Source organism: Amycolatopsis sp. NPDC003731 (genome assembly GCF_053586895.1).
In genome coordinates, this window is the sequence record NZ_JBSFNC010000041.1 from 47,427 (window position 1) to 68,274 (window position 20,848).

Below are 20,848 nucleotides of genomic sequence, written 5' to 3' on the forward strand. Positions count from 1 at the left end.
ACGCTCAGGCCCGGGCGTCGTCCCGCTCGTCCACCGGGCGGCGCATCTCCTGGCGGTACCGCAGCACGCCGTACCCCGTCCCGGCCACGAAGAACGCGATGCTGGCCCACAGGGCCGCCGTCTTCAGCCACGGCAGCGCGTCCAACAGCCCCGCGCCGTAGTACCCCAGCAGGACCAGCGTCGGCACCCACAGCAGCCCGCCCAGGGCCGTCGCCGCCATGAACCGGCGCGGGTCCATCCGGGCCGCGCCCGCGATCAGCGGGGCCAGCGTGCGGATCCACGGGATCCAGCGGGCCGCCACGATCGCGAAGAACCCCCGGCGGTCCAGGAACCGCTGCGCCCGGTCGAGAGCCTGCCGGTTCAAGACCTTGCCGTCGCGGCGCGCGATCAGCTTCGTGCCGCTCGTGCGGCCGATGTAGTAGCCGATCTGGTTGCCGAGGACCGCGACGATCAGCGCGGCCCCGGACAGGAGCCACGCGTTGGCGTCCGAACCGTGCTGGGCCAGCACCACGCCCGCCCCGAACAGGAGCGAGTCACCGGGCAGGAACAGCCCGATGATCAGCGCGCACTCGACCAGCACGAAGCTCAGCACGATCACCCAGACGAGCAGCGGGCCGGCGGTGTCCAGCCAGCTCACGCCGACGCCCGCGGCCTCGATGCTCACGACGTTCACCCCGCGAGCCTACGTGGCCCGGGTGAACGGACCACGGCTAACGGTCAAATCGAGCTCGCCGGAAGTTTCACCTTTCACCAACGGTGAAGGCCCCCTCACCCAGCGGTGAGAGGGCCTCCGATCCGGGCGCTCAGAACTGCGGCAGCGTCTCGCCCTGCACCGCTTCGACGTCCAGCTCGATCTTCACCGTCGTGCCGACCGCCGCCACACCGGCGCGGACCATCGCGCTGTAGTTGATCGCGAAGTCGTTCCGGTGCAGCGTCGTCTCGGCGTGGAACGCGACGCGCACGCCGCCCCACGGGTCCGGGCCCCAGCCGCCGTAGGTCAGCTCGAGCTCGACCTCGCGGCGCTCGCCGTGCAGTGTCAGCTCGCCCAGCAGCGTCCACGAGTCCGGCCCGCGCTGGCGCAGCCCCGTGCTGGTGAACGTGATCACCGGGTGCACGTCGACGTCGAGGAAGTCCGGCGAGCGCAGGTGGTCGTCGCGCATCCGGATGCCGGTGTCGATGCTCGCCGCCTTGATCTCGGCGTGCACCGACGACCGCTCGGCCGGGCGGCCGATCTCGATCCGGCCGGAGACGTCCGGGAACCGCGCCTTGATGCTCGCGATGCCCAGGTGCCGCGCGGTCGCGACCACCGACGTGTGCATCGGGTCGATCACCCACGGCCCGGCGGGCGGCAGCTCGATCGCCTCGGCGACCGGGGCCAGCACGACGTCGCCGAGCGAGCCGCTGCCGTCCGAGGCGATCTGGGCCGTCCGCGCGACCGGGGTGTACCCGGCCGCCGTGACGACCGCGGTGTACACACCCGGCGCGAGCGCGTCGGTGACGACTTCCCCGCGGACGTCGGCCGCCTGCCGGGCGACCTGCCGCCCGGCCGGGTCGGTGACGGTGAGCACCGCGTGCTCCACCGCCCAGCCCTCGGCCGTGCGGAAGGTCGCGCGCAAACCGCTCATGACCGGTCGACCAGCTCGTCGAGGGCCTGGTCGTAGCTCAGCCGAACGTCGTGGCCGGCCTCGCCGCCGGTCAGCTCCACCTGGCTGGTCGCCGGCGGGTAGCCGCTCGCGACCACGGTGTACGCGCCCGCGGGCAGGTCGCTGACCAGGTACCGGCCTTCGGCGTCGGTCCGCGCGACCGCGGCCACGTTGCCTTCGGCGTCGAGCACGGTGATCCGCGCGTCCGGGACCACCCGGTCGCCCTCGGTCCGCGCGGTGCCGGACAGCAGCACCGAGCTGGCCAGCTCGACGTCGTGGCGCAGCACGCCGCTGTCGGGCACGGTGAGCGTCACCGCGAAGGGCCGGTAGCCGGCGCCGCTGGCGACCAGGGTGTACGCCCCGGCGCCGACCCCGACGAACGCGTAGGTGCCGTCCGCGGTCGTGATGAACGCGCCGTTCACCTCGCCGCGGCCGTCGGTCAGCGTCACCGTCACGTTCGGCAGCGGCTGGCCGGTGGCGGCCGCCCGCACGGTGCCGGTCAGCTCGCCGGACCCGGTGAGCGTGACGTCGACCGTCGCCGGCCCGTTGCTGATCACGACGCTGGAGGCCTGCGGCTGGTGGCCGTGCGCGGACACGATGAGCACGTACGCGCCCGGGCCCTGGCTGGGCACCGAGTAGCTGCCGTCGGCGGCCCCGGTGGCCCGCGCGACCTGGCGGCCGCGCTGGTCGATCAGGGTCAGCGCGGCGCCCGCCACGTGGGTGCCGTCCTGGCGCCGGACGTGGCCGGTCACCGGCACGCCACCCGCGCCGACCGGCGCGTCGAGCTCGGCGTCGGACAGCGAGTTCGTGATCGGCAGCGCGCCCGAGACGGCCTGGTAGTCGCCGTGCCCGTTGGTGCTCAGCGCGTGCTTCCCACCGCCGACGAGGGCGGGTTCGCGGTCGACCGGACGCACCGGCTCGACGATCTCGGTGGGCTCGTCGGCGTGGTCTTCGAGCAGCGCCTCGCCGCCTTCCATGGCCGCCGCGGCCGGGGCCGCGTTGGTCAGCGGGATCTCCTTCATGAACAGGAGGACGACCGTGGCCAGCAGGGCGACCGCACCCGCGATGTAGAACACCGTGGTGATCGACTCGGTGAAGCCGATCAGCACCGGCGTCCGGATCGCCTCGGGCAGGCTCTGGATGCCGCTGGTGTTCTCCGACAGGTTGCCGATGCCCGCGCCGGCGCCGGCCGGCAGCTGCCCGCCGAACGCCTTGGTGATGTTCGGCAGCAGGGTGTTGAACAGGACGGTCAGGAAGATCGCGACACCGGCGGTACCACCGATCTGGCGGAAGAACGTCGCCGCCGCGGTCGAGACGCCCATGTCGCTGCGCGGGCCGGCGTTCTGCACCGCGATGATCAGCGTCTGCATGCACTGGCCGAGGCCGAGACCGATGATGGCGGCCGCGACCAGCGGGTGCCACAGCGCGGAGTCGTACTTGACCTGGGCGAAGAAGAACGCGCCACCGGCGATCAGGATGGTGCCGATGATCGGGAAGATCTTGTAGCGCCCGGTCTTCCCGGTGAGCCGGCCGGACACGATCGAGCTGAGCATGATGCCCGCCATCAGCGGCAGCATCAGCAGACCGGACTCGGTCGGCGTGTAGCCCTGCACGACCTGCATGAACTGCGGGATCATGGTGATCGCGCCGAACATCGCGACACCGACGATGACACCGCCGATGATGGCCACGGTGAACGTCGAGTTCTTGAACAGCCGCAGCGGGATCAGCGCGGCGTCCTTCATCAGCCGCTCGACCACGATGAACGCGATCACGCCGACGCCGCCGATGACGTAGCAGAGGATGGCCTTCTGGTCGCCCCAGCCCCACTTCTGGCCCTGCTCGGCCACGATCAGGAACGGCACGACCGCGACGATCATCGTCAGCGCACCCCACCAGTCGATCTTGTGCTTGTGTGGCGTGTGCGGCACGTTCAGCACCTTGGCCACGACGAACAGCGCGACGACGCCGATCGGGACGTTGATCAGGAAGACCCAGCGCCAGCCGTGCAGGCCGGCCAGCGAGTCGATGCCGGCGAAGAAGCCGCCCAGCACCGGGCCGAGCACGGTGGAGAGGCCGAAGACGGCTAGGATGTAACCCTGGTACTTGGCCCGCTCCCGCGGCGGCACGATGTCGCCGAGGATGGTCATGGCCAGCGACATCAGGCCGCCGGCACCCAGGCCCTGGATCGCGCGGAACGCGGCCAGCTGGTACATCGACGTCGCGAACGTCGAGGCCAGCGAACCGGCGACGAAGATGGCGATCGCGGTCAGGTAGAACGGCTTGCGGCCGTAGATGTCGGAGAGCTTGCCGTAGATCGGCGTGACGATCGTCGAGGTGATCAGGTACGCCGTGGTCGCCCAGGCCTGCAGGTCGAAGCCGTGCAGGTCGTTGGCGATCTTGACGATCGAGGTACCCACGATCGTCTGGTCGAGCGCGGCCAGGAACATGCCGCACATCAGGCCGCTCAGGATCGTGACGATCTGGCGGTGACTGAGCCGGGGTGGTTCCTTCGCGACGGGTTGTTCGACGGTGGTGGTGCTCATGCGGTGGCCCCCTTGGCCGGTGCACCGGCGGACGCGTGGGCGTCGGCCAGCTGTGGAGAGTGGTTCTCGATACCTGTGTTGAGCCGGCCGAAGAGGCGGTTCAAGGTCTGGATGTCCCCGTCCGTCCAGTCCCCGAGCACCTCGGCCAGCCACTGGTTGCGCTGCTTGCGGTTCTCTTCGAACACCCGCATGCCCTCGCTCGTCGGCGCGAGCAGGCAGGCCCGCCCGTCTTCCGGGTCGGCCTGGCGCTCGACCAGCCCGTGCTGCACGAGCGAGCTCGACTGCCTGCTGATCGTGGAGATCTCGGAGTGGAGCGACTCGGCGAGCTTGCTGGTGCGTTGCGGGCCTTCGTGGATGAGGGTGAAGAGGATCGCGTACGCCGCCCGCTCGATGCCGTCCGGTCCCTGCTTGGAGACCTGCGACTTCGCCTTGTTGACCAGCCGGACCAAGCGGACGAGCTCGTGCCCGAGCTGGTCGGCGAGGTCCAGCTCGGCCGTGGGCCGGGTGGTGTTCGTTGCCATGACTGATCCTTCAAGGCGTTGGTTGGCGGCTGCAACTAGTTGCCTCAGGCAAGGATGTGCCTTCACTAGCGGTTATGCAAGCGGAGTACCTCGTGTTGTGGCAGAACACACTTTAGTTGTCGTATGCAAGCAAGATTCCTCCGGGTTGCTCCCGGAACAACGGCGGCCGCGGCGGGTTGAGAAGGGTATGACCGACGACACAGCGTTGAAGGACTTCCTCGCCGCCCGCCGCCACGGGGTCCTGGCGACCATCCGCCGCGACGGCCGGCCGCAGCTGTCGACCATCACCTACCTCTACGACCCGGAGGCCGCGACGTTCGTCGCGTCGATCACCGAGACCCGGGCGAAGACGAAGAACATGCGCCGCGACCCGCGGGTGACGTTCCACGTGGGCAGCGAGGACGGCTGGAGCTACGTCGTCGCCGAGGGCCGCGCCTCGCTCACCGCCCCGGCCGCGGCGCCGGACGACGACACGGTGGAAGCGCTGGTCGACTACTACCGGCGCGCGGCGGGCGAGCACCCGGACTGGGCCGAGTACCGCGAGGCGATGGTCACCGACCAGCGCGTGCTGCTGACGGTGCACGTCGACAAGCTGCTGGGGCTGGTCCGCTGACTGCTCCGTTACGGCTGGTTTCGAAAGAAGATTTCCGCACTGCGGACTGTCCGGGCTTACGATGAGGCCATGAGCAACGAAGCTTTGGTCACCCGGCTCCGCGACCTGCTCGGCAAGAGCGCCGTGCTCACCGACTCCGACGTCACCGCGTCCTACGCCCGCGACATGATGCCGCTGGCGCCGTCGGGCACGCCGCTCGCCGTGGTGCTGCCCGCGAACACCGAGCAGGTGCAGGCGGTGGTGAAGGCGTGCGCCGAGGCGAAGGTGCCGATCGTCCCGCGCGGGGCGGGCAGCGGGCTGTCCGGCGCCGCGAACGCCATCGACGGCTGCGTCACGCTGTCGCTGACCAAGCTGAACGAGATCGTCGAGATCGACGCGGGCAACCGGCTGGCGGTCGTCCAGCCGGGCGTGGTCAACCTGGACTTCCGCAACGCCGTGGAGAAGCACGGGCTGTTCTACCCGCCGGACCCGTCGAGCTACGACTGGTGCACGATCGGCGGCAACCTGTCGACCAACGCGGGCGGCCTCTGCTGCGTGAAGTACGGCGTGACGACGGACTCGGTGCTCGGCCTGGAGGTGGTCCTGGCCGACGGATCACTGCTGAAGACCGGCCGCCGCACGGTGAAGGGCGTCGCGGGCTACGACCTGGCGCGGCTGTTCGTCGGCAGCGAGGGCACGCTCGGCGTGATCACGCAGGCGACGGTCCAGCTCAAGCCCCTGCCCCAGGCCCCGGCCACGCTGGTGGCGGGCTTCAGCACGACCGAAGCGGCCGGGGAGGCCGTCGCGCGGGTGGTGCGCGAAGGGCTCGTGCCGTCGCTGCTGGAGATCATGGACGCGTCGTCGATCAAGGCGTCGGAGGCGTACCTGAAGACGGACCTGGGGGCGGGGTCGGACTGCCAGGCCCTGCTGCTGGGCCAGTCGGACGCGGGCGGTGAGGTGGCCCGCCGCGAGCTGGCGGCGTTGGAGCAGATCTGCGTCGACTGCGGAGCGGACCTGGCGTACACGACGGAGGACCTCGAGGAAGGCCGGATGCTGCTCCAGGCCCGCCGGGTGGTCCTGACGGCGCTGGAGACGTACGGGCTGTGGCTGACCGACGACGTGTGCGTGCCGCGGACGCGCATCGCGGAGCTGATCCGCGGCTGCGAGAAGATCAGCTCCGAGGTGGGGCTGCGCATCGCGGTGGTCGGCCACGCCGGCGACGGCAACATGCACCCGACGATCGTGTACCAGCCGGACGACCCGTCGGAGTTCGAGCGGGCGCAACGGGCGTTCGACGAGATCCTCGAGGTCGGGCTGTCGCTCGGCGGGACGGTGACGGGCGAGCACGGCGTCGGCAAGATCAAGCGCGAGTGGCTCGCCCGGGAGATCGGGCCGGTCGGGCTGCGGGTCCACCAGGAGATCAAGCGGGCGCTCGACCCGGAGAACCTGTTCAACCCGGGCTCGATGTTCTCGATGACCTAGGTTGTACTACGACCGTGTACTACATTGGTTTCATGAACCAGGTAGCTGTGCGTGAGCTGAACCAGGACACCGCCGGTGTGCTGGCCAGGGTCAAGGCCGGCGAGGACGTCGAGATCACCGAACGCGGCACGGTGATCGCCCGTATCGTTCCTGCGCAGCCGAGTCCGGTCTCGGCGTTGATCGCTTCGGGAAAGCTGCACCCGGCCTCGGTGACCGGGCCGATGCCGCGCCCGCACGGACCCGTCCGGACCGACCTCGAAGCCGGGGAGCTGGTTCGCGAGCTGCGTGACGACGAACGGTACTGATGATCTACCTGGACACCGCCGCGCTGGTGAAGCTGATCCGGCACGAGGCCGAGAGTGCGGCCTTGGTCGACTGGCTCGACGAACGGCAGGGCACCATGCTCGTCACCTCGACGTTGGCCGAGGTCGAAGTATCGAGGGTTCTCCTGCGCAGCGATCCCGGATTGCTCACCGACGTTCCCGCGGTGCTGGCACGGGTCGCCAAGTACGAGATCGACGAAGTGGTGCGCCGGACCGCCGCCGCCTACCCGTCGCCGGACCTCCGGTCGTCGGACGCCATCCACCTCGCCACCGCACACGCGGTGTTCGGCAGGCAGCTGACGTCCTTCGTCACCTACGACAAGCGCCTCCTGGCCGTGGCCGAAGCGCTGGGGCTGCCGACCGACAGCCCGGGTGTCGCCGCTTAGTCCCGGACGCGGGGAATCCGCTGCGTGACCTCGGGATCGGTCTCCGCAACGGCCTTCTTCTCGCGCCGCGCCTTCAGGTACTCGATCACGATCGGCACGACCGAGATCAGCACGATCAGGACGAAGATCGCGTCGATGTTCTTGCCGATGAAGGGGATGTCGCCGAGGAGGTAGCCGAGGACCGTGATGCCCGCGGCCCACAGGATGCCGCCGATCACCGTGTACGTGAAGTACGTCTTGGGGCTCATCCGGCCGATGCCCGCGATCCAGGTGATGAACGTGCGGACGAACGGCACGAACCGGGCCAGGACGACCGCCTTCGGGCCGTGCTTCTCCAGGAACGCGTGCGTCTTGTCCACGTGTTCCCGCTTGAAGAACTTCGAGTCCGGGCGGTTGAACAGCTTCGGTCCGGCGAAGTAGCCGATGTAGTAGCCCGTCACGTTGCCCAGCAGAGCGGAAACGGTCACCAGCACGCAGGTCAGCCACAGGGGGTACAGCTTGCCGCCCGCGATGAGGAGGCCCGCCGTGAAGAGCAGGGAGTCACCGGGGAGCACCGGGAAGATGCTGCTCTCGATGAAGATGACAAGGCACAGCACCGCGACCGCGGGACCGGCGACACCGTCGAGCAGGACGTTCGGGTCCAGCCATGACGGCAGCAGCGACATCGTGTTGACCGTGCTCTGGGCGAGAATCACCTCGAAAACGGTACAGGGTCACCCTGAGTCGTGACTGAGACCCGGTCAGACCAGGGTCAGCAGGCCGACCACGGACCCCGCGGCGAGCCCCAGCAGCACCGCCAGCAACAAGATCCAGTACGCCGGCAGCTGCGCCGACGCCCGCGCCGGCTCCGGCGGCCGCGGGGCGAACGTCGTCGGTGCCTCCGCGTCCAGGGCCGCGCGCTCGCGCTCCAGCGAGTCCGCGCTCGCCCCCGACAGCAGCCCGTACGCCGACGGCAGGTCGCTGGTCGGGACCGCGTCGGTGGCCGGCTCCTTGGGAGAGGCCGCGGAAGGCGCGAAGACGGCTTGCGCGCGAAGGGCGTCCGCCAGCAGCTGCTCGGGGTCCTTCGGCTCGCTCATCTCCGCCCGTCCGCTCGCAACGCAACCTAGGTACTCAAGGTAGCCGTTCCCACCTCGGCGACCCATTCTCCCCGCCGCAGCACCTTCGCCGGCCGCAGGTCCTGGTCGAGGACCACGATGTCGGCCTGGTAACCGGCGCAGAGCATGCCGGTGCGGTCCGCGATGCCGAGCAGCTCCGCCGGCCGCTGCGACGTCGCGTGCACCGCGTCGAGGATGCCGAGTTTCGCACCCCCGACCAGATTCCGGAAGGCGGTGTCCATCGTCAGGGTGCTGCCGGCCAGCGAACCGTTGTCCGCGAGGGTGGCGACGCCGTCGTGGACGTCGACCTCGAGGCGGCCCAGCGTGTAGCGGCCGTCCGCCGCGTCCGTGGCCGACATCGCGTCGGTGATCAGGACCGTCCGGTTGCGGCCCGCGTGCTTCGCCGCCAGGCGGACGACCGTCGGGTGCAGGTGGACCAGGTCGCAGATGAGCTCGATCGTGATGCGCTCGTCGTCCAGCAGCGCGCCGACCGGGCCGGGCTCGCGGTGGTGCAGCGGCCGCATGCCGTTGAACAGGTGGGTCGCCACCGTCGCGCCCGCGTCGATCGCCGGCAGCAGCTGCTCCTCGACGCCGTCGGTGTGCCCGATGGCCGCGATGACGCCGGACTCGGCCAGCTGCCGGACGGCCTTCACGCCGCCGTGCAGCTCGGGGGCGATGGTGACCATCCGGATCGCGCCCTGGCCGGCGCGCAGCAGCTTCTCGACCGTGCCGGTGTCCGGTTCGAGCAGCGTCTCCGGGTCGTGCGCGCCGCAGCGGGCCTTCGAGATGAACGGCCCCTCCAGGTGGATGCCCGCGACCTCGCCGTCCTGGACGAGCTCACGCAGCGCCGCGACCTGCTCACGCAGGATGTCCACCGGGTCGGAGACCAGGCTGGCCAGCATGGTCGTGGTGCCGTGACGGCGGTGCGCTCGCACCGCCGTCAGGAGTTCCTCGGGATCGAGGGAGGTGAACGAAGCACCTCCCCCGCCGTGGCAGTGGGTGTCGATGAACCCGGGCACGACCAGTGCCCCTCCGACGTCCACGTGCTCGCCGGACGGCGGGGTCCCGGAACCCACGCCGGCGATCCGCCCGTCGGTGACGGCCACCCAGCCGTCGTCGAGTACACGGTCCGGGGCGGCGACCCGGCCGCCCATGATCACGAAATCTCCGGCGCCTCTCACGCACCCCAGCATATATTGGTCTGGACCAAGCATGGTGATACGACTCAGTGATCGGAATGGTCCACCCGGGTCACTGTGGGGCTTGCATGGCCTTCTGGAGTGCCTCGAGCGCCCGGCTGGCGGTCGATTTCACGGTACCCTTGGAGATACCTGCGGCCTCAGAGATCTCGGCCTCGCTCAGCCCGCCGTAGTACCGCAGCACCAGCACTTCGCGCTGGCGGGGCGGCAGCTTCGACAGCGCGCTGACCACGGCCTGGTGCTCGCTGGAGAGCATCGCGAGGCTCTCCGCGGAGCGCGCGTTCACCGCGTGCGGCGGCACGTACTCGCGGGCCGTCTTGCGGCGGCGCAGCACGCTGCGCGACCCGTTGACGACCGCGGTGCGCAGGTAGCCGACCGCGGCCGCGGCGTCCCGGAGCCGCCCCCAGTTGCGGTGCAGGCCGGTGAAGGCCTCCTGGACCACGTCTTCCGCGGTCGCGGGCTCGTCGACCAGCAGAATCGCCAGCCGGACCAGCCGCATGCGGTGCTGGCGGTAGAGGTCTTCGAGGGTCAGTGGCGCGGCGGTCTGCGCCGGGGCCGGACCGTCCATGACCCGCAGGTGGCCGAGGGTCGCCTCGACACTGCGTTCCGCATTGCCCTCGAGCATGAACCCCTGCCTGTTCTCGACCCCGGTTTGCACGGTGTGCCGCGTCAGCAGGTTCACGGTATTCACAGCGCTCACACAGGTACTGACGCACGCCCAGCCTATCGGGTTCAGGTGCCGCTGCCACAGATCGCCCGCTGGTACGGAACCGTGACACGGGTAGCGTCGGACCGGACAACCCCGCGCCGACCCCGGAGATCCACATGGCCTGGTTCCTCGTCGAAATCACCTACGTCCAGGAGAAGATGCCGGACGTCCGGCCGCGGCACCGCGAGTTCCTGAGCAAGCTGGCCGAGCAGGGCCGCGTCGCGGTCGCCGGCCCGCTCGGCGACGGCACCGGCGGCCTCACGCTGTACCAGGCCGACGACGAAGCGCACCTCATGGAGACGATCGACCAGGACCCGTACCACCTGGAAGGGGTCGTCGCGCAGCGGACCGTCCGCGAGTTCAAGCCGGTGATCGGCGCCTGGCTGCCCCAGGAGTCATAGGTCGAGCACGGTGGTGCCGCGGTCGACGCAGATCCGCATGGACCCGCCGTCGGCCGTCGGCACCGCGCACGTCCCGCAGAAGCCCTGCCGGCAGGAGTACGGCGTCCCGGGACGCGCCTCGCGCAGGACGTCGAGGGCGCTCCGGTCGCCCGGCACCACCAAGGTGCGTCCTGACCTGCGCAAAGTCAGCCGGAACGGCTCGCCGGCGACGATCGGCGGCGGGGCGAACCGTTCGAAGTGGACGGCCTTGGCCGCGGTCAGCGCCAGGTCGGCGCGGACACCGGTGATCATCGGCACCGGGCCGCAGCAGTAGACCGACGCGCCGTCCGGCAGCCCGGCCAGGAGCTCGGCGCCGGACGCCGGGATGCCGTACTCGGTGTCGGGGCGGATCCAGACGCGGTCGTCGTCCGGCAGCTCGCCGAGGAACGGCATCGACTCCCGGCTGCGCCCGGTGTAGACCAGCCGCCAGTCCGCGCCCGATGCGACGCAGCGGCGGACCATCGGCAGGAGCGGCGTGATCCCGATGCCGCCGGCGATGAACAGGAACGGCCCGGCGCCGACGAACGGGAAGGCCGTCCGCGGGCCGCGCGCGGTGACGCGGGTCCCGGGCACCAGCGCGTGGACCTCGGCCGAGGCGACGCCGATCTTCCGGACGGCGATCCGGTAGTGCGAGCGGTCGTCCGGGTCCCCGCACAGTGAATACTGCCTGGTCAGGCCGGACGGCAGCACGAGGTCGAGGTGCGCGCCCGGCCGCCAGCCCGGCAGCGGGACGCCGTTCGCGAGGCGCAGGCTCACGACCCCCTCGGCTTCGGGCCGGATCGTTTCGACGACCAGCGAAAGATCGCGGTCCACTGTGGCCACGGGCGGCCGCCGCCGACCGCTGAATTGCGACAAACGGCGATAAACACCCACGACACCCACCAAAGTGGACATCAGGTGGTCGGTGCGGTCGCTGCCGTCGAGCCGGGTCGGCCGGCCGAGGGTCACTCCGCCGCCCGGGCCGCGGGCGAACTCGCCAGGTAGGCCACCGCCTGCTCGGTGTTCCCGGTCTCGGACGGGTGGTACGACTTCCGGAAGTACGGCCGGATCTCCCGCACCAGCTGACGCCCGGTCGGCAGCAACCCGCGCCGGGCCGCCCGCCGGTACCCCCGCAGCGACGCGCGTCCGGGGTGGGCCGGGTCGTTGCGCATCAGGTACCGCGTGCCTCGGGCGAAGACCCAGGCCAGCACCGGCGTCACCGCCGCCATGCTGCGGACCCGGCGTCCGTGGCGCCCGTCGAGGTGCATGAACAGGTCGAACGCCACCGACCGGTGCTCGACCTCCTCGGCGCCGTGCCAGCGCAGCAGGTCCAGCATCACCGGGTCGGCGCCCGCGTCCTCCAGGGGCGCGTCGAGCACCCACTGGCCGAGGAACGCCGTGTAGTGCTCGATCGCGGCGATGATCCCCAGCCGCTCGACCAGCCACTCCTCGGCGGCCTGCCCGGTCAGGTCACGGTCGCCGAGCAGCTTCCGGAACAGCCACTCCATCTGCGCCACGAACGGCCGCACCCGCACACCCGCCGCTTCGAGGTGCGCCGCCGCGCCGTCGTGGGCCTCGGCGTGCACCGCCTCCTGGCCGATGAAGCCGAGGACGTCTACCTTGAGCCGTTCGTCGCGGATCAGCGGCACCGCCTGCTTGAACACCTCGACGAACCAGCGCTCGCCCTCGGGCAGCGCCAGGTGCAGCACGTTGATGGTGTGCGTGGCCTGCGGTTCGCCGGGGATCCAGTGCAGCGGCAGCGCCGCCCAGCCGAACTTGACGTTCCGGGCGTGCAGGACGAGCTGCTCGTCCTGCGAAGTCATGACGCCCGGCCGGACAGCTCGTAGTCCGCCGGGTCGACCTTGCGCGTCTGGAGCCAGTAGCGCCAGGTGAAGCCCGGCCAGATGGTCCGGTTCACGCCCTGGGCGTCGAGGTACCAGCTCTTGCAGCCGCCCTGCGTCCAGACGCCCTTGACCAGCTTGTCCTGGATCTCCCGCTGGAACTCGTCCTGCACGCCCGGCCGGACGTCGAGCGCCGCGGCGCCGCGGGAATCGGCGAGCTTGATGGCGTCGACGACGTACCGGGACTGCGACTCGATCATGAACACCACGGAGTTGTGGCCGAGCGCGGTGTTCGGGCCCAGCAGGAAGAACAGGTTCGGGAAGCCGGAGACGGTGATGCCCTTGTGCGTCCGCATGCCCTCGCTCGCCCACTCCTTGGCGAGGTTGCGGCCGTCGACGCCGGTGATGTCGAGGTACTCCAGCGCGTCGGTCACCTTGAAGCCGGTGCCGTAGACGATCGCGTCGACCTCGTGCTCGACGCCCGCGGAGTCGACGATCGAGTGCGCCTTGACCTCGCGGATGCCGTCGGTGTTCACCTCGACGTTCGGCCGGGCCAGCGCCGGGTAGTAGTCGTTGGAGATCAGGACGCGCTTGCAGCCCATCGTGTAGTCCGGCGTGACCTTCTCGCGCAGCGCGCGGTCCTTGATCCCCTTCGCGATGTTCCGCTTCGCGATCAGCTCGCCGGCCTTCATGATCGCCGGGTGGCCGTTGAAGCCGATGGCCCGCGCTTCGAGGAGCCAGTACAGCGCGTTGCGGTAGAGGCGCTGGGTGCCCGGGACGCGCTTGAACAGCGTCTGCGCCCACGACGGCATCGCGTGGTCGGGCTTGGGCATGATCCACGGCGGCGTCCGCTGGAAGAGCGTCAGCTCGGCGACCTCCGGGGCGATCTTCGGCACGAACTGGACGGCGCTGGCGCCGGTGCCGACCACGGCGACCTTCTTGCCGCGCAGGTCGTACTCGTGGTTCCAGCGCGCGGAGTGCCAGGTCCGGCCCTCGAAGTTGGCGATCCCGGGCAGCTCGGGGATCTGCGGGATGTGCAGGCCGCCGACGCCGGAGACGAGGAACTGCGCGACGAACTCGCGGCCGTCCTTCGTGGTCGCCGTCCAGCGGCGTTCGCCCTCGTCCCAGTGCGCGCCGGTCAGCTCGACGCCGAAGCGGATCTTCTCGCGCAGCCGGTACTTGTCCGCGACCCCCTTGAGGTAGTCGAAGATCTCCGGCTGCGGCGAGAACGACCGCGACCAGCCCGGGTTCTGCTCGTACGAGAACGAGTACATGTGCGACTGCACGTCGCACGCGCACCCGGGGTAGGAGTTGTCGCGCCAGGTGCCGCCCACCTCGGTGGCCTTCTCCAGGATCACGTAGTCCCGGATGCCGGCCTTCTCGAGCTGGATCGCCTGGCCGAGCCCGGAGAACCCGGTGCCCACGATCACGACCTTGAACCGCTCGGTCATCTGTCGGCCTCCGCTGCGTCGGGGATCCTGCCCAGATGACGTTACCTCAGGTAACAGTTACTTGGAAGTACTCCTTACCGATCAGTACGTCCCGCCGAGCTTGCCGTGGTCCCAGCTCACGACCTTGGTCGGGCGGAAGACCAGCCCGATGCGTTTCGCGGCCTGGCCTGCGATGAAAGCCTGCAGTTCGGCCGGTGCGGGGTCGCCCGGCTTGGCTCCGGAGTAGCGTTGCATCAGCGCCGTCCCCATCCGGGTGACCTCGTCGACGTCCTCGACGAGTTCGACGTCGGCCTCGAACGAGACGCCGCGGAGCTTCTCGTAGCTGTCGCCGTCCTCGACCAGCACGGTCGCCTCCGGCAGGCGGCGGAGGTTCTTCGCCTTCTGCGACGTGCCGTACGTCCAGGTCGCGACGCCGTCTTCGTGCGGGAAGTACCAGAGCGGCGCGAGGTGCGGGCGGCCGTTCGGGCCGATGCTGGCGACGTTGATGACCTTCTGCTCCGCGAGGTACGCGCGCACCTCGTCCTCGGTCATCCTGATCTGGTCGCGACGGGACATCTTCACCCCTTGGTGGCGGCCCGCCCGCCGTGGCCGGTGACCGCCGACTCGAACGCGCCGCGCGCCTCGATGTCGGCCAGCGCGGCCTTGTCCGCCGACGGTACCCGGCTGCGGGAGCCGATCTCGATGACCGGCGGGAGGAACGCGCGGAACAGCTTGAGCCCGCCGACCCAGCGCGGCACGTGGATGGTCCGGGCGCGCTTGAGGATACCGGCTTCGAGGTCGTCCAGGGCCACGTCCAGGGGGTAGGTCTTGCCGATCAGGCCGGGCATCGACGCGCGGAGCTTGCCGAACACCGGGTGCGCGTCGGCGCTCTCGACCAGGTCGGTGCGGATCCACGTCGGGTGCGCGACGCCGACCTTGACGCCCAGGTGGGCGACTTCGGCGCGCAGGCTGTTCGAGAAGGCTTCGACGCCGGCCTTCGCGGCGGCGTAGTTCGCCATGCCGGGCGCGTGCGTGATCGCGGCGAGGCTGGAGATGGCCAGCAGGTAGCCCTTGCGCTCGATGACGTGCGGGAGCGTGACGCGGAAGGTGCGCCAGACGCCGAGCAGGTCGACCTCGATCACCTTCTCGAACGCGGCCCGGTCGACCGAGCGGACGAAGCCCGCGGTCGCGATGCCGGCGTTGGCGATGACGATGTCGATCCCGCCGAAGTGCTCGACGACGCCCTTGGTGGCCTGCTCGAGGGCGTCCCAGCTGGTGACGTCGGCTTCCCACGCGCGTGCGTTCGGGCCGATGCGGTCGGCGACCTTCTGCTGCTCCTCGGCTTCGAGGCCGACGAGGGCGACCTTGGCGCCGCGCGCGGCCAGTCGTTCGGCCAGCCCGGCGCCGATGCCACGGGCGGCGCCGGTGATCAGCACGACCTTGCCGTCGACCTTCTTGGTGCCGCTCAGCAGCGAAAACGGGTTGGCCACGGTGCCCTCCTAGACGTCACTTGAGGGCACCGTACCTCAACTTACCCGCAGTAAGCTACCCAGAAGTAGGGTTCTAGGCCTCGCTCAGCGCGGCGACTTCGGCGTCGGTCAGCTCCAGGGAGACCGACGCGACCAGGTCGATCAGCTGCTCGGGTGTCCGGGCGCTGGCGATCGGCGCGGCGACCGTCGGCTGCTGCCGCAGCCAGGCGAGCGCCACCGTGGCGACCGAAACGCCGTGCGCCTGCGCGACCTCGTCCAGCGCGGCGAGCACGCGCTCGCCATCGGCGTCCAAATAGGACGCGGCGCGGGCGGCGCGCGGGCTGTCGCCGGTCTCGTCCTTCGTGCGGTACTTGCCGGTGAGGAAGCCCTTGGCGAGGGCGAAGTACGGCAGCGTGGCCAGGCCTTCGCGCGCGACGATCGGGGCGAGGTCACGCTCGTAGTCCCGCTCGACGAGGTTGTAGTGCGGCTGCAGCACGGCGTACCGCGCGAAGCCGTTCTGGTCCGAAATGGACAGTGCTTCGGCGAGCCGTTCGGCGGTGTAGTTGGACGCGCCGAGGTAGCGCACCTTGCCCGCGCGGACCAGGGTGTCGAACGCGCCCAGCGTCTCTTCGAGCGGCGTGTCCCGGTCGTCGACGTGGGCGTAGTAGAGGTCGATGTGGTCGAGCTGCAGCCGCCGCAGCGAGTCCTCGGCCGCGGCCTGGATGTTCTTCGCCGACAGGCCGGGCCGCTCCTGCCACCCGCCGACCTTCGTGGCGACGACGAAGTCGTCACGCCGGCCGCGCGCGGCCAGCCAGCGGCCGAGGATCTCCTCGGAGCGGCCGCCACCGCCGTAGAGGTCGGCGGTGTCCACGAAGTTGCCGCCGGCGGCGGCGTAGGCGTCGAGCACGGCGTGCGACTGCGGCTCGTCGGCCGTCCAGCCGAAGACGTTCCCGCCCAGGTTGAGGCCGTAGACGTCGAGGTCGGTGTTGCCCAGCTTGGTCATGCTCCCGACGTTAGTCTTCCCGGCTCGTGGGAACCGGGAGGAAAACCGGTACTTCGTGCGTTGGGGTGTTCTATGGCAATCGAACTCGGCAAGCTCGGTATCTGGCGGCACTACTCGGGCGTCGACGCGCAGTTCGCGGCGGAGGCGGAGAAGCTCGGCTACGGCGCGATCTGGCTGGGCGCGTCCCCGAGCGGGGACCTCGCCTACGTGGACGATCTGCTCGCGGCGACGGACCGCCTGGTCATCGCGACCGGCATCGTGAACATCTGGCAGGACGAGCCCGCGGACATCGCCCGCGTGTACGAACGGATCGCGGCCAAGTACCCGGACCGCTTCCTGCTCGGCATCGGCGCGGGTCACCCCGAGGCGTCCAAGGAGTACAAGAAGCCGTACGCGGCCCTGGTCGACTACCTCGACGGCCTGGACGCGGCGGGGGTCCCGGTGGCCGGCCGCGCCCTGGCGGCGCTCGGCCCGAAGGTCCTCGAGCTGGCCGGCGACCGGACGGCGGGCGCGCATCCGTACCTGACCACGCCGGAGCACACGCGGGGCGCTCGCGAGGTCCTGGGCGAGGGCAAGCTGCTGGCCCCGGAGCAGAAGGTGGTCCTCGGCACCGACGCCGCCGAGGCCCGCGCGATCGGCCGCAAGACCGTGAAGTTCTACCTGGGGCTGTCGAACTACGTGGCCAACCTGCGCAAACTCGGCTTCACGGACGAGGACGTCGAAGGCGAGGGAAGTGACCGCCTGGTCGACGCACTGGTTCTGCACGGCGACGCGGGCACGATCGCGACCGGCGTCCGCGCCCACCTCGAAGCGGGTGCCGACCACGTCAACGTCCAGGTGCTGAACGAGGACCCGTGGCCGGCGTACCGCGCGCTGGCCGCCGAGCTGGTGTGATCCCCGTCCGGCCGCCGGTTCCCCCGGCGGCCGGACGCACTCCTTCTGAACCGATTCCACGTGCGGAGAAGTCCATCCATGCCCCCGCCGCCACCCTCAACGGAGCAGCGGAGCTGCGCTGTCTTGGATTCTTCCCGGGGACCGGTGTGCGGCGGCGGTCCACCTCGTACGATGCGGTCGGGACCACCCTGTGCCAAGGAGGAGTAACGATGCCCATCGCCACCCCCGAGGTCTACGCGGAGATGCTCGACCGGGCCAAGGCGAACGAGTTCGCCTACCCGGCCATCAACGTGACCTCGTCCGAGACCGTGAACGCCGCCATCCGCGGGTTCGCCGAGGCGGAGAGCGACGGGATCATCCAGTTCTCCACCGGCGGTGCGGAGTTCGCGTCCGGCCAGAAGGTCAAGGACATGGTGACCGGCGCGACCGCGCTGGCGGAGTTCGCGCAGGTCGTCGCGGCCAAGTACGACGTCAACGTCGCGCTGCACACCGACCACTGCCCGAAGGACAAGCTGGACGGCTTCGTCCGCCCGCTGATCGAGATCTCGGCCGAGCGCGTCAAGAACGGCCAGAACCCGCTGTTCCAGTCCCACATGTGGGACGGCTCGGCGATCGACCTCGACGAGAACCTCGAGATCGCCCAGGAACTGCTGGCCAAGACGGCGGCCGCGAACATCATCCTCGAGGTCGAGATCGGCGTCGTCGGCGGCGAAGAGGACGGCGTCGAGGCGGAGATCAACGAGAAGCTGTACACCGCCGAAGGCGACTTCCTGAAGACGATCGACGCGCTCGGCGCGGGCGAGAAGGGCCGCTACCTGCTGGCGGCGACGTTCGGCAACGTCCACGGCGTGTACAAGCCGGGCAACGTGAAGCTCCGCCCGGACGTCTTGAAGGGCGGCCAGGAGGCCGCGGCGAAGAAGCTCGGCCTGGAGCCGGGTTCGAAGCCGTTCGAGCTGGTCTTCCACGGCGGTTCGGGCTCGCTGCCGGAGGAGATCCGCGAGGCGGTGTCGTACGGCGTCGTGAAGATGAACGTCGACACGGACACGCAGTACGCGTTCACCCGCCCGATCGTCGACCACTTCTTCAAGAACTACGACGGGGTCTTGAAGATCGACGGCGAGGTCGGGAACAAGAAGGTGTACGACCCCCGCTCGTACCTGAAGGCCGCGGAGGCCGGCATGGCGGCTCGCGTCGTCGAGGCGTGCCAGGCGCTGGGCTCGGCGGGCACGAAGCTGAAGTAGTCACGCGCGAAGGGGCCGCCACGGTTGCGTGGCGGCCCCTTCGCCGTGTTCAGGCCGATTCGGCGACCGAGCGCCGCGCGGCCCACTTCCGGGTCAGCGGTTCCGCGCCGGCCCACAGGGCGAACACCCCGCCCAGCACCACCAAAGCCGTCCAGTACGCCGCCGGCGGGGCCGACTCCGTGTGCGCGTCACCCAGCACCCACGGCCGGAACTGCGACTGCACCCAGAACGCCCCGTACCCGAACGCCGTCACCAGCAGCGCCCCCGCGCCGGCCTGCAGCACACCCGCGCCGATGGCGAACGCGACGTCCACCGCCAGGCCCACGAACAGCAGGTAGAACGGCACCGTCGACACCGGGAAGCCGAGCCCCAGGAGCAGCGGCCACATCACCGAGCGGTAAGCCACGTACGCCAGCGCCACCGAAGTGGCCGCCCAGCGGAAGCCCAGCGTCCGGCGCGCCACGACCAGGATCAACGCCATCACGCCGATGCCCCACAGCGGGTACACCCACGACGGGATCGGCATCGTGAAGTGCAGCACCGCCGTCCGGTCGACCGGGTGGCCGATCTGGTTGGCCGCGAAGTCCAGCAGCGACTTCTCCGCCTCCGGCTCCCCGCGCTCCCACGCCCGCAGCCCCAGGATCCCGTACTCCTGCTGGCCGTTCGGGAAGAACGTGTTCTCCAGGAAGAACGCCCACAGCGCCAGCAGCACGCCGGTGCGGAAGCGGCCCGGCGGCGCGAACTTCAGCCAGGCCAGCAGCACGCCCGCCTGCATGATGCCCGTGCCCAGGTACAACATCATGTGGGACGGGCTCCACGCGGTCAGGTCGAGGCCGTTGACGCGGTGGTTGATCACGTCCAGCGGGGCCGCGACCAGGAACGTCAGCAGGCCGATCTGCATCAGCCGCAGCGACCGCTTGTCGCACCCCAGGCCCGTATAGCTGTGGATCGCCACCAGCACCACGATGATCACCGTGCCGACGGTGTTGATCAGGTGCGGGGGCGCCAGGTCGTCGCGCAGCCACATGAAGTGCCACGACATGTCCCATGACGAGCCGACCAGCTTGAACGCGAACGCCGCCAGCCACATCCCGTAGCAGAACCGGAGCACCCAGTCCGGCGTCGGCTGCCCGGGGGCGCCGCGGTGCCAGTGCCGCGTGAAGAACAGCCGCGTCTTGGCGACGGGGCTGCGCGGGATCACGTCCACCGGGACGTCGACTGCCTTGGCCATGCCGGACATCATGGCCGGTCATGGTCACGAGTGGGCCAAGACCGTGGCAAACGCCGCCAAAATCCGGGTTCCCCCGACCTTCTTCCCCACCACCACCCTCAACGGAGGCGCTTCGCGCCCAGGGTTCACCCGTAGGGGTCACAGACTTGCTTCCGGCGGGGCCGGCTTGGCAGGGTGTCGCGCCATGATGCCGAAACGAGTTGTCGCGGGCGTGCTCGTCGCCGCCCTGGTGCTGGCCGGAGCCGGGGTGCTCGGGAGCCTCTTCCTGTAGGGGCACAATGACCCCATGACGCACAACCTGCTCGGCCCCGAGCCGACGCTGCTGCCCGAGCACACCGCCGCCCAGGCCGCGCTCGACGCCGGGAGCGACCCGGCCACCGTCGCGGCCGAACACCCCGACTACAGCGAGGCGTGGGCTTCGCTGGCCGAGAAGGCCTTCGACGCGGGCGAGACCGTCGCCGCGTACGCGTACGCCCGCACCGGCTACCACCGGGGCCTCGACCAGCTGCGCCGCGCGGGCTGGAAGGGCTTCGGCCCGGTGCCCTGGTCGCACCGCCCCAACCAGGGGTTCCTCCGCGCCCTCGCCGTCCTGGGCAAGGCCGCCGGCAAGATCGGCGAGACCGAGGAGCACGAGCGCTGCAAGACCTTCCTCGCCGACTCCGACCCCGCTGCCGCGGAAGCCACCGGCCTGAAGTGACCCACCGGTCGTGAGTGGCAAGGCGGGTTAGCACCGGAGAACCACACCCTGACCTTCGACAACCCGAAGGTCCCCAACGGGCCGCTGGTGCAGCCCGACGTCATCCAGCGCAGCATGTGCGGCGCCCC

General features: G+C 70.3%; 23 protein-coding genes. 8 read left to right on the forward strand and 15 right to left on the reverse strand.

Features of this window, described 5'->3' with window-relative positions; all coding sequences use genetic code 11:
* Positions 1 to 4: 4 nt before the first annotated feature.
* The 4 genes from ACWDN5_RS19190 to ACWDN5_RS19205 all read right to left on the reverse strand — a co-directional run bounded on the left by ACWDN5_RS19190 (position 5) and on the right by ACWDN5_RS19205 (position 4,710).
* Positions 5 to 673, reverse strand: a complete 669-nt coding sequence (locus tag ACWDN5_RS19190; protein WP_310969548.1) for a DedA family protein — start codon at positions 671 to 673, stop codon at positions 5 to 7.
* 130 nt (positions 674 to 803) lie between these two features.
* Positions 804 to 1,625 carry a YceI family protein gene (locus tag ACWDN5_RS19195; RefSeq protein WP_449677251.1) on the reverse strand — a complete coding sequence of 274 codons (822 nt, stop codon included), beginning with the start codon at positions 1,623 to 1,625 and terminating at the stop codon, positions 804 to 806.
* Complete coding sequence (locus ACWDN5_RS19200; protein ID WP_449677252.1) at positions 1,622 to 4,189, reverse strand: MFS transporter; 2,568 nt, start codon at positions 4,187 to 4,189, stop codon at positions 1,622 to 1,624. Before ACWDN5_RS19200 ends, ACWDN5_RS19195 begins: the two co-directional genes overlap by 4 nt.
* Positions 4,186 to 4,710, reverse strand: a complete 525-nt coding sequence (locus ACWDN5_RS19205; RefSeq protein WP_310969545.1) for a MarR family winged helix-turn-helix transcriptional regulator — start codon at positions 4,708 to 4,710, stop codon at positions 4,186 to 4,188. Before ACWDN5_RS19205 ends, ACWDN5_RS19200 begins: the two co-directional genes overlap by 4 nt.
* A gap of 187 nt (positions 4,711 to 4,897) precedes the next feature.
* Between ACWDN5_RS19205 and ACWDN5_RS19210 the strand changes: the two genes are divergently transcribed.
* The 4 genes from ACWDN5_RS19210 to ACWDN5_RS19225 all read left to right on the forward strand — a co-directional run bounded on the left by ACWDN5_RS19210 (position 4,898) and on the right by ACWDN5_RS19225 (position 7,493).
* Positions 4,898 to 5,323, forward strand: coding sequence for a PPOX class F420-dependent oxidoreductase (locus ACWDN5_RS19210; protein WP_449677253.1), 426 nt, complete (start codon positions 4,898 to 4,900; stop codon positions 5,321 to 5,323).
* Between the two features lie 69 nt (positions 5,324 to 5,392).
* On the forward strand, positions 5,393 to 6,784 hold the full coding sequence (locus tag ACWDN5_RS19215) for an FAD-binding oxidoreductase (protein ID WP_310969543.1): 1,392 nt from the start codon (positions 5,393 to 5,395) through the stop codon (positions 6,782 to 6,784).
* A 32-nt stretch (positions 6,785 to 6,816) separates the two neighbouring features.
* Positions 6,817 to 7,089 (forward strand): type II toxin-antitoxin system Phd/YefM family antitoxin, encoded by a 273-nt coding sequence (locus ACWDN5_RS19220; protein ID WP_449677254.1) that lies wholly within the window; start codon positions 6,817 to 6,819, stop codon positions 7,087 to 7,089.
* On the forward strand, positions 7,089 to 7,493 hold the full coding sequence (locus ACWDN5_RS19225; protein WP_449677255.1) for a type II toxin-antitoxin system VapC family toxin: 405 nt from the start codon (positions 7,089 to 7,091) through the stop codon (positions 7,491 to 7,493). The genes ACWDN5_RS19220 and ACWDN5_RS19225 overlap by 1 nt, the downstream gene beginning before the upstream one ends.
* Here the strand turns inward: ACWDN5_RS19225 and ACWDN5_RS19230 are convergent.
* From ACWDN5_RS19230 to ACWDN5_RS19245, 4 genes are all read right to left on the reverse strand, one after another.
* On the reverse strand, positions 7,490 to 8,188 hold the full coding sequence (locus tag ACWDN5_RS19230; RefSeq protein ID WP_310969540.1) for a DedA family protein: 699 nt from the start codon (positions 8,186 to 8,188) through the stop codon (positions 7,490 to 7,492). The two genes, ACWDN5_RS19225 and ACWDN5_RS19230, sit on opposite strands and share 4 nt — an antisense overlap.
* A gap of 45 nt (positions 8,189 to 8,233) precedes the next feature.
* Entirely contained in the window at positions 8,234 to 8,569 is a 336-nt protein-coding gene (locus tag ACWDN5_RS19235; RefSeq protein WP_310969539.1) for a hypothetical protein, read from the reverse strand.
* 26 nt (positions 8,570 to 8,595) lie between these two features.
* Positions 8,596 to 9,747 (reverse strand): N-acetylglucosamine-6-phosphate deacetylase, encoded by a 1,152-nt coding sequence (gene nagA / locus ACWDN5_RS19240; protein ID WP_310969696.1) that lies wholly within the window; start codon positions 9,745 to 9,747, stop codon positions 8,596 to 8,598.
* A 91-nt stretch (positions 9,748 to 9,838) separates the two neighbouring features.
* Positions 9,839 to 10,411 carry an RNA polymerase sigma factor gene (locus ACWDN5_RS19245; protein ID WP_163046624.1) on the reverse strand — a complete coding sequence of 191 codons (573 nt, stop codon included), beginning with the start codon at positions 10,409 to 10,411 and terminating at the stop codon, positions 9,839 to 9,841.
* A gap of 200 nt (positions 10,412 to 10,611) precedes the next feature.
* Here ACWDN5_RS19245 and ACWDN5_RS19250 point away from each other — a divergent pair, with 200 nt between their 5' ends.
* Positions 10,612 to 10,896 carry a YciI family protein gene (locus tag ACWDN5_RS19250; protein WP_449677256.1) on the forward strand — a complete coding sequence of 95 codons (285 nt, stop codon included), beginning with the start codon at positions 10,612 to 10,614 and terminating at the stop codon, positions 10,894 to 10,896.
* On the opposite strand, the gene ACWDN5_RS19255 is transcribed toward ACWDN5_RS19250, so the two are convergent.
* The 6 genes from ACWDN5_RS19255 to ACWDN5_RS19280 all read right to left on the reverse strand — a co-directional run bounded on the left by ACWDN5_RS19255 (position 10,891) and on the right by ACWDN5_RS19280 (position 16,657).
* Positions 10,891 to 11,829 (reverse strand): PDR/VanB family oxidoreductase, encoded by a 939-nt coding sequence (locus tag ACWDN5_RS19255; protein WP_449677262.1) that lies wholly within the window; start codon positions 11,827 to 11,829, stop codon positions 10,891 to 10,893. The genes ACWDN5_RS19250 and ACWDN5_RS19255 overlap by 6 nt on opposite strands.
* A 50-nt stretch (positions 11,830 to 11,879) precedes the next feature.
* Positions 11,880 to 12,737 (reverse strand): metal-dependent hydrolase, encoded by an 858-nt coding sequence (locus ACWDN5_RS19260; RefSeq protein ID WP_310969536.1) that lies wholly within the window; start codon positions 12,735 to 12,737, stop codon positions 11,880 to 11,882.
* Positions 12,734 to 14,206 (reverse strand): flavin-containing monooxygenase, encoded by a 1,473-nt coding sequence (locus tag ACWDN5_RS19265; RefSeq protein WP_310969535.1) that lies wholly within the window; start codon positions 14,204 to 14,206, stop codon positions 12,734 to 12,736. The genes ACWDN5_RS19260 and ACWDN5_RS19265 overlap by 4 nt, the downstream gene beginning before the upstream one ends.
* 81 nt (positions 14,207 to 14,287) lie before the next feature.
* On the reverse strand, positions 14,288 to 14,761 hold the full coding sequence (locus ACWDN5_RS19270) for a pyridoxamine 5'-phosphate oxidase family protein (RefSeq protein WP_310969534.1): 474 nt from the start codon (positions 14,759 to 14,761) through the stop codon (positions 14,288 to 14,290).
* Positions 14,762 to 14,763: 2 nt separating this feature from the next.
* Positions 14,764 to 15,675 (reverse strand): SDR family oxidoreductase, encoded by a 912-nt coding sequence (locus ACWDN5_RS19275; RefSeq protein ID WP_449677257.1) that lies wholly within the window; start codon positions 15,673 to 15,675, stop codon positions 14,764 to 14,766.
* A gap of 73 nt (positions 15,676 to 15,748) precedes the next feature.
* Positions 15,749 to 16,657 (reverse strand): aldo/keto reductase, encoded by a 909-nt coding sequence (locus ACWDN5_RS19280; protein ID WP_449677258.1) that lies wholly within the window; start codon positions 16,655 to 16,657, stop codon positions 15,749 to 15,751.
* A 72-nt stretch (positions 16,658 to 16,729) separates the two neighbouring features.
* Here ACWDN5_RS19280 and ACWDN5_RS19285 point away from each other — a divergent pair, with 72 nt between their 5' ends.
* Together ACWDN5_RS19285 and fbaA are read left to right on the forward strand one after the other, a co-directional pair.
* Complete coding sequence (locus tag ACWDN5_RS19285; RefSeq protein ID WP_449677259.1) at positions 16,730 to 17,551, forward strand: LLM class F420-dependent oxidoreductase; 822 nt, start codon at positions 16,730 to 16,732, stop codon at positions 17,549 to 17,551.
* A 209-nt stretch (positions 17,552 to 17,760) separates the two neighbouring features.
* Positions 17,761 to 18,792, forward strand: coding sequence for a class II fructose-bisphosphate aldolase (gene fbaA, locus ACWDN5_RS19290; protein WP_310969530.1), 1,032 nt, complete (start codon positions 17,761 to 17,763; stop codon positions 18,790 to 18,792).
* Between the two features lie 49 nt (positions 18,793 to 18,841).
* On the opposite strand, the gene ACWDN5_RS19295 is transcribed toward fbaA, so the two are convergent.
* Complete coding sequence (locus ACWDN5_RS19295) at positions 18,842 to 20,023, reverse strand: hypothetical protein (RefSeq protein ID WP_449677260.1); 1,182 nt, start codon at positions 20,021 to 20,023, stop codon at positions 18,842 to 18,844.
* A gap of 286 nt (positions 20,024 to 20,309) precedes the next feature.
* Between ACWDN5_RS19295 and ACWDN5_RS19300 the strand changes: the two genes are divergently transcribed.
* Positions 20,310 to 20,720 (forward strand): DUF3151 domain-containing protein, encoded by a 411-nt coding sequence (locus ACWDN5_RS19300; protein WP_310969528.1) that lies wholly within the window; start codon positions 20,310 to 20,312, stop codon positions 20,718 to 20,720.
* Positions 20,721 to 20,848 lie beyond the last annotated feature (128 nt).

Coding starts and splice junctions, on each gene's coding strand:
- ACWDN5_RS19195 (WP_449677251.1), bottom strand. CDS start 1,625: ATGAGCGGTTTGCGCGCGACCTTCCGCACGGCCGAGGGCTGGGCGGTG.
- ACWDN5_RS19200 (WP_449677252.1), bottom strand. CDS start 4,189: ATGAGCACCACCACCGTCGAACAACCCGTCGCGAAGGAACCACCCCGG.
- ACWDN5_RS19205 (WP_310969545.1), bottom strand. CDS start 4,710: ATGGCAACGAACACCACCCGGCCCACGGCCGAGCTGGACCTCGCCGAC.
- ACWDN5_RS19210 (WP_449677253.1), top strand. CDS start 4,898: ATGACCGACGACACAGCGTTGAAGGACTTCCTCGCCGCCCGCCGCCAC.
- ACWDN5_RS19215 (WP_310969543.1), top strand. CDS start 5,393: ATGAGCAACGAAGCTTTGGTCACCCGGCTCCGCGACCTGCTCGGCAAG.
- ACWDN5_RS19220 (WP_449677254.1), top strand. CDS start 6,817: ATGAACCAGGTAGCTGTGCGTGAGCTGAACCAGGACACCGCCGGTGTG.
- ACWDN5_RS19225 (WP_449677255.1), top strand. CDS start 7,089: ATGATCTACCTGGACACCGCCGCGCTGGTGAAGCTGATCCGGCACGAG.
- ACWDN5_RS19235 (WP_310969539.1), bottom strand. CDS start 8,569: ATGAGCGAGCCGAAGGACCCCGAGCAGCTGCTGGCGGACGCCCTTCGC.
- ACWDN5_RS19245 (WP_163046624.1), bottom strand. CDS start 10,411: ATGCTCGAGGGCAATGCGGAACGCAGTGTCGAGGCGACCCTCGGCCAC.
- ACWDN5_RS19250 (WP_449677256.1), top strand. CDS start 10,612: ATGGCCTGGTTCCTCGTCGAAATCACCTACGTCCAGGAGAAGATGCCG.
- ACWDN5_RS19255 (WP_449677262.1), bottom strand. CDS start 11,829: ATGTCCACTTTGGTGGGTGTCGTGGGTGTTTATCGCCGTTTGTCGCAA.
- ACWDN5_RS19260 (WP_310969536.1), bottom strand. CDS start 12,737: ATGACTTCGCAGGACGAGCAGCTCGTCCTGCACGCCCGGAACGTCAAG.
- ACWDN5_RS19265 (WP_310969535.1), bottom strand. CDS start 14,206: ATGACCGAGCGGTTCAAGGTCGTGATCGTGGGCACCGGGTTCTCCGGG.
- ACWDN5_RS19270 (WP_310969534.1), bottom strand. CDS start 14,761: ATGTCCCGTCGCGACCAGATCAGGATGACCGAGGACGAGGTGCGCGCG.
- ACWDN5_RS19280 (WP_449677258.1), bottom strand. CDS start 16,657: ATGACCAAGCTGGGCAACACCGACCTCGACGTCTACGGCCTCAACCTG.
- ACWDN5_RS19285 (WP_449677259.1), top strand. CDS start 16,730: ATGGCAATCGAACTCGGCAAGCTCGGTATCTGGCGGCACTACTCGGGC.
- fbaA (WP_310969530.1), top strand. CDS start 17,761: ATGCCCATCGCCACCCCCGAGGTCTACGCGGAGATGCTCGACCGGGCC.
- ACWDN5_RS19295 (WP_449677260.1), bottom strand. CDS start 20,023: ATGGCCAAGGCAGTCGACGTCCCGGTGGACGTGATCCCGCGCAGCCCC.
- ACWDN5_RS19300 (WP_310969528.1), top strand. CDS start 20,310: ATGACGCACAACCTGCTCGGCCCCGAGCCGACGCTGCTGCCCGAGCAC.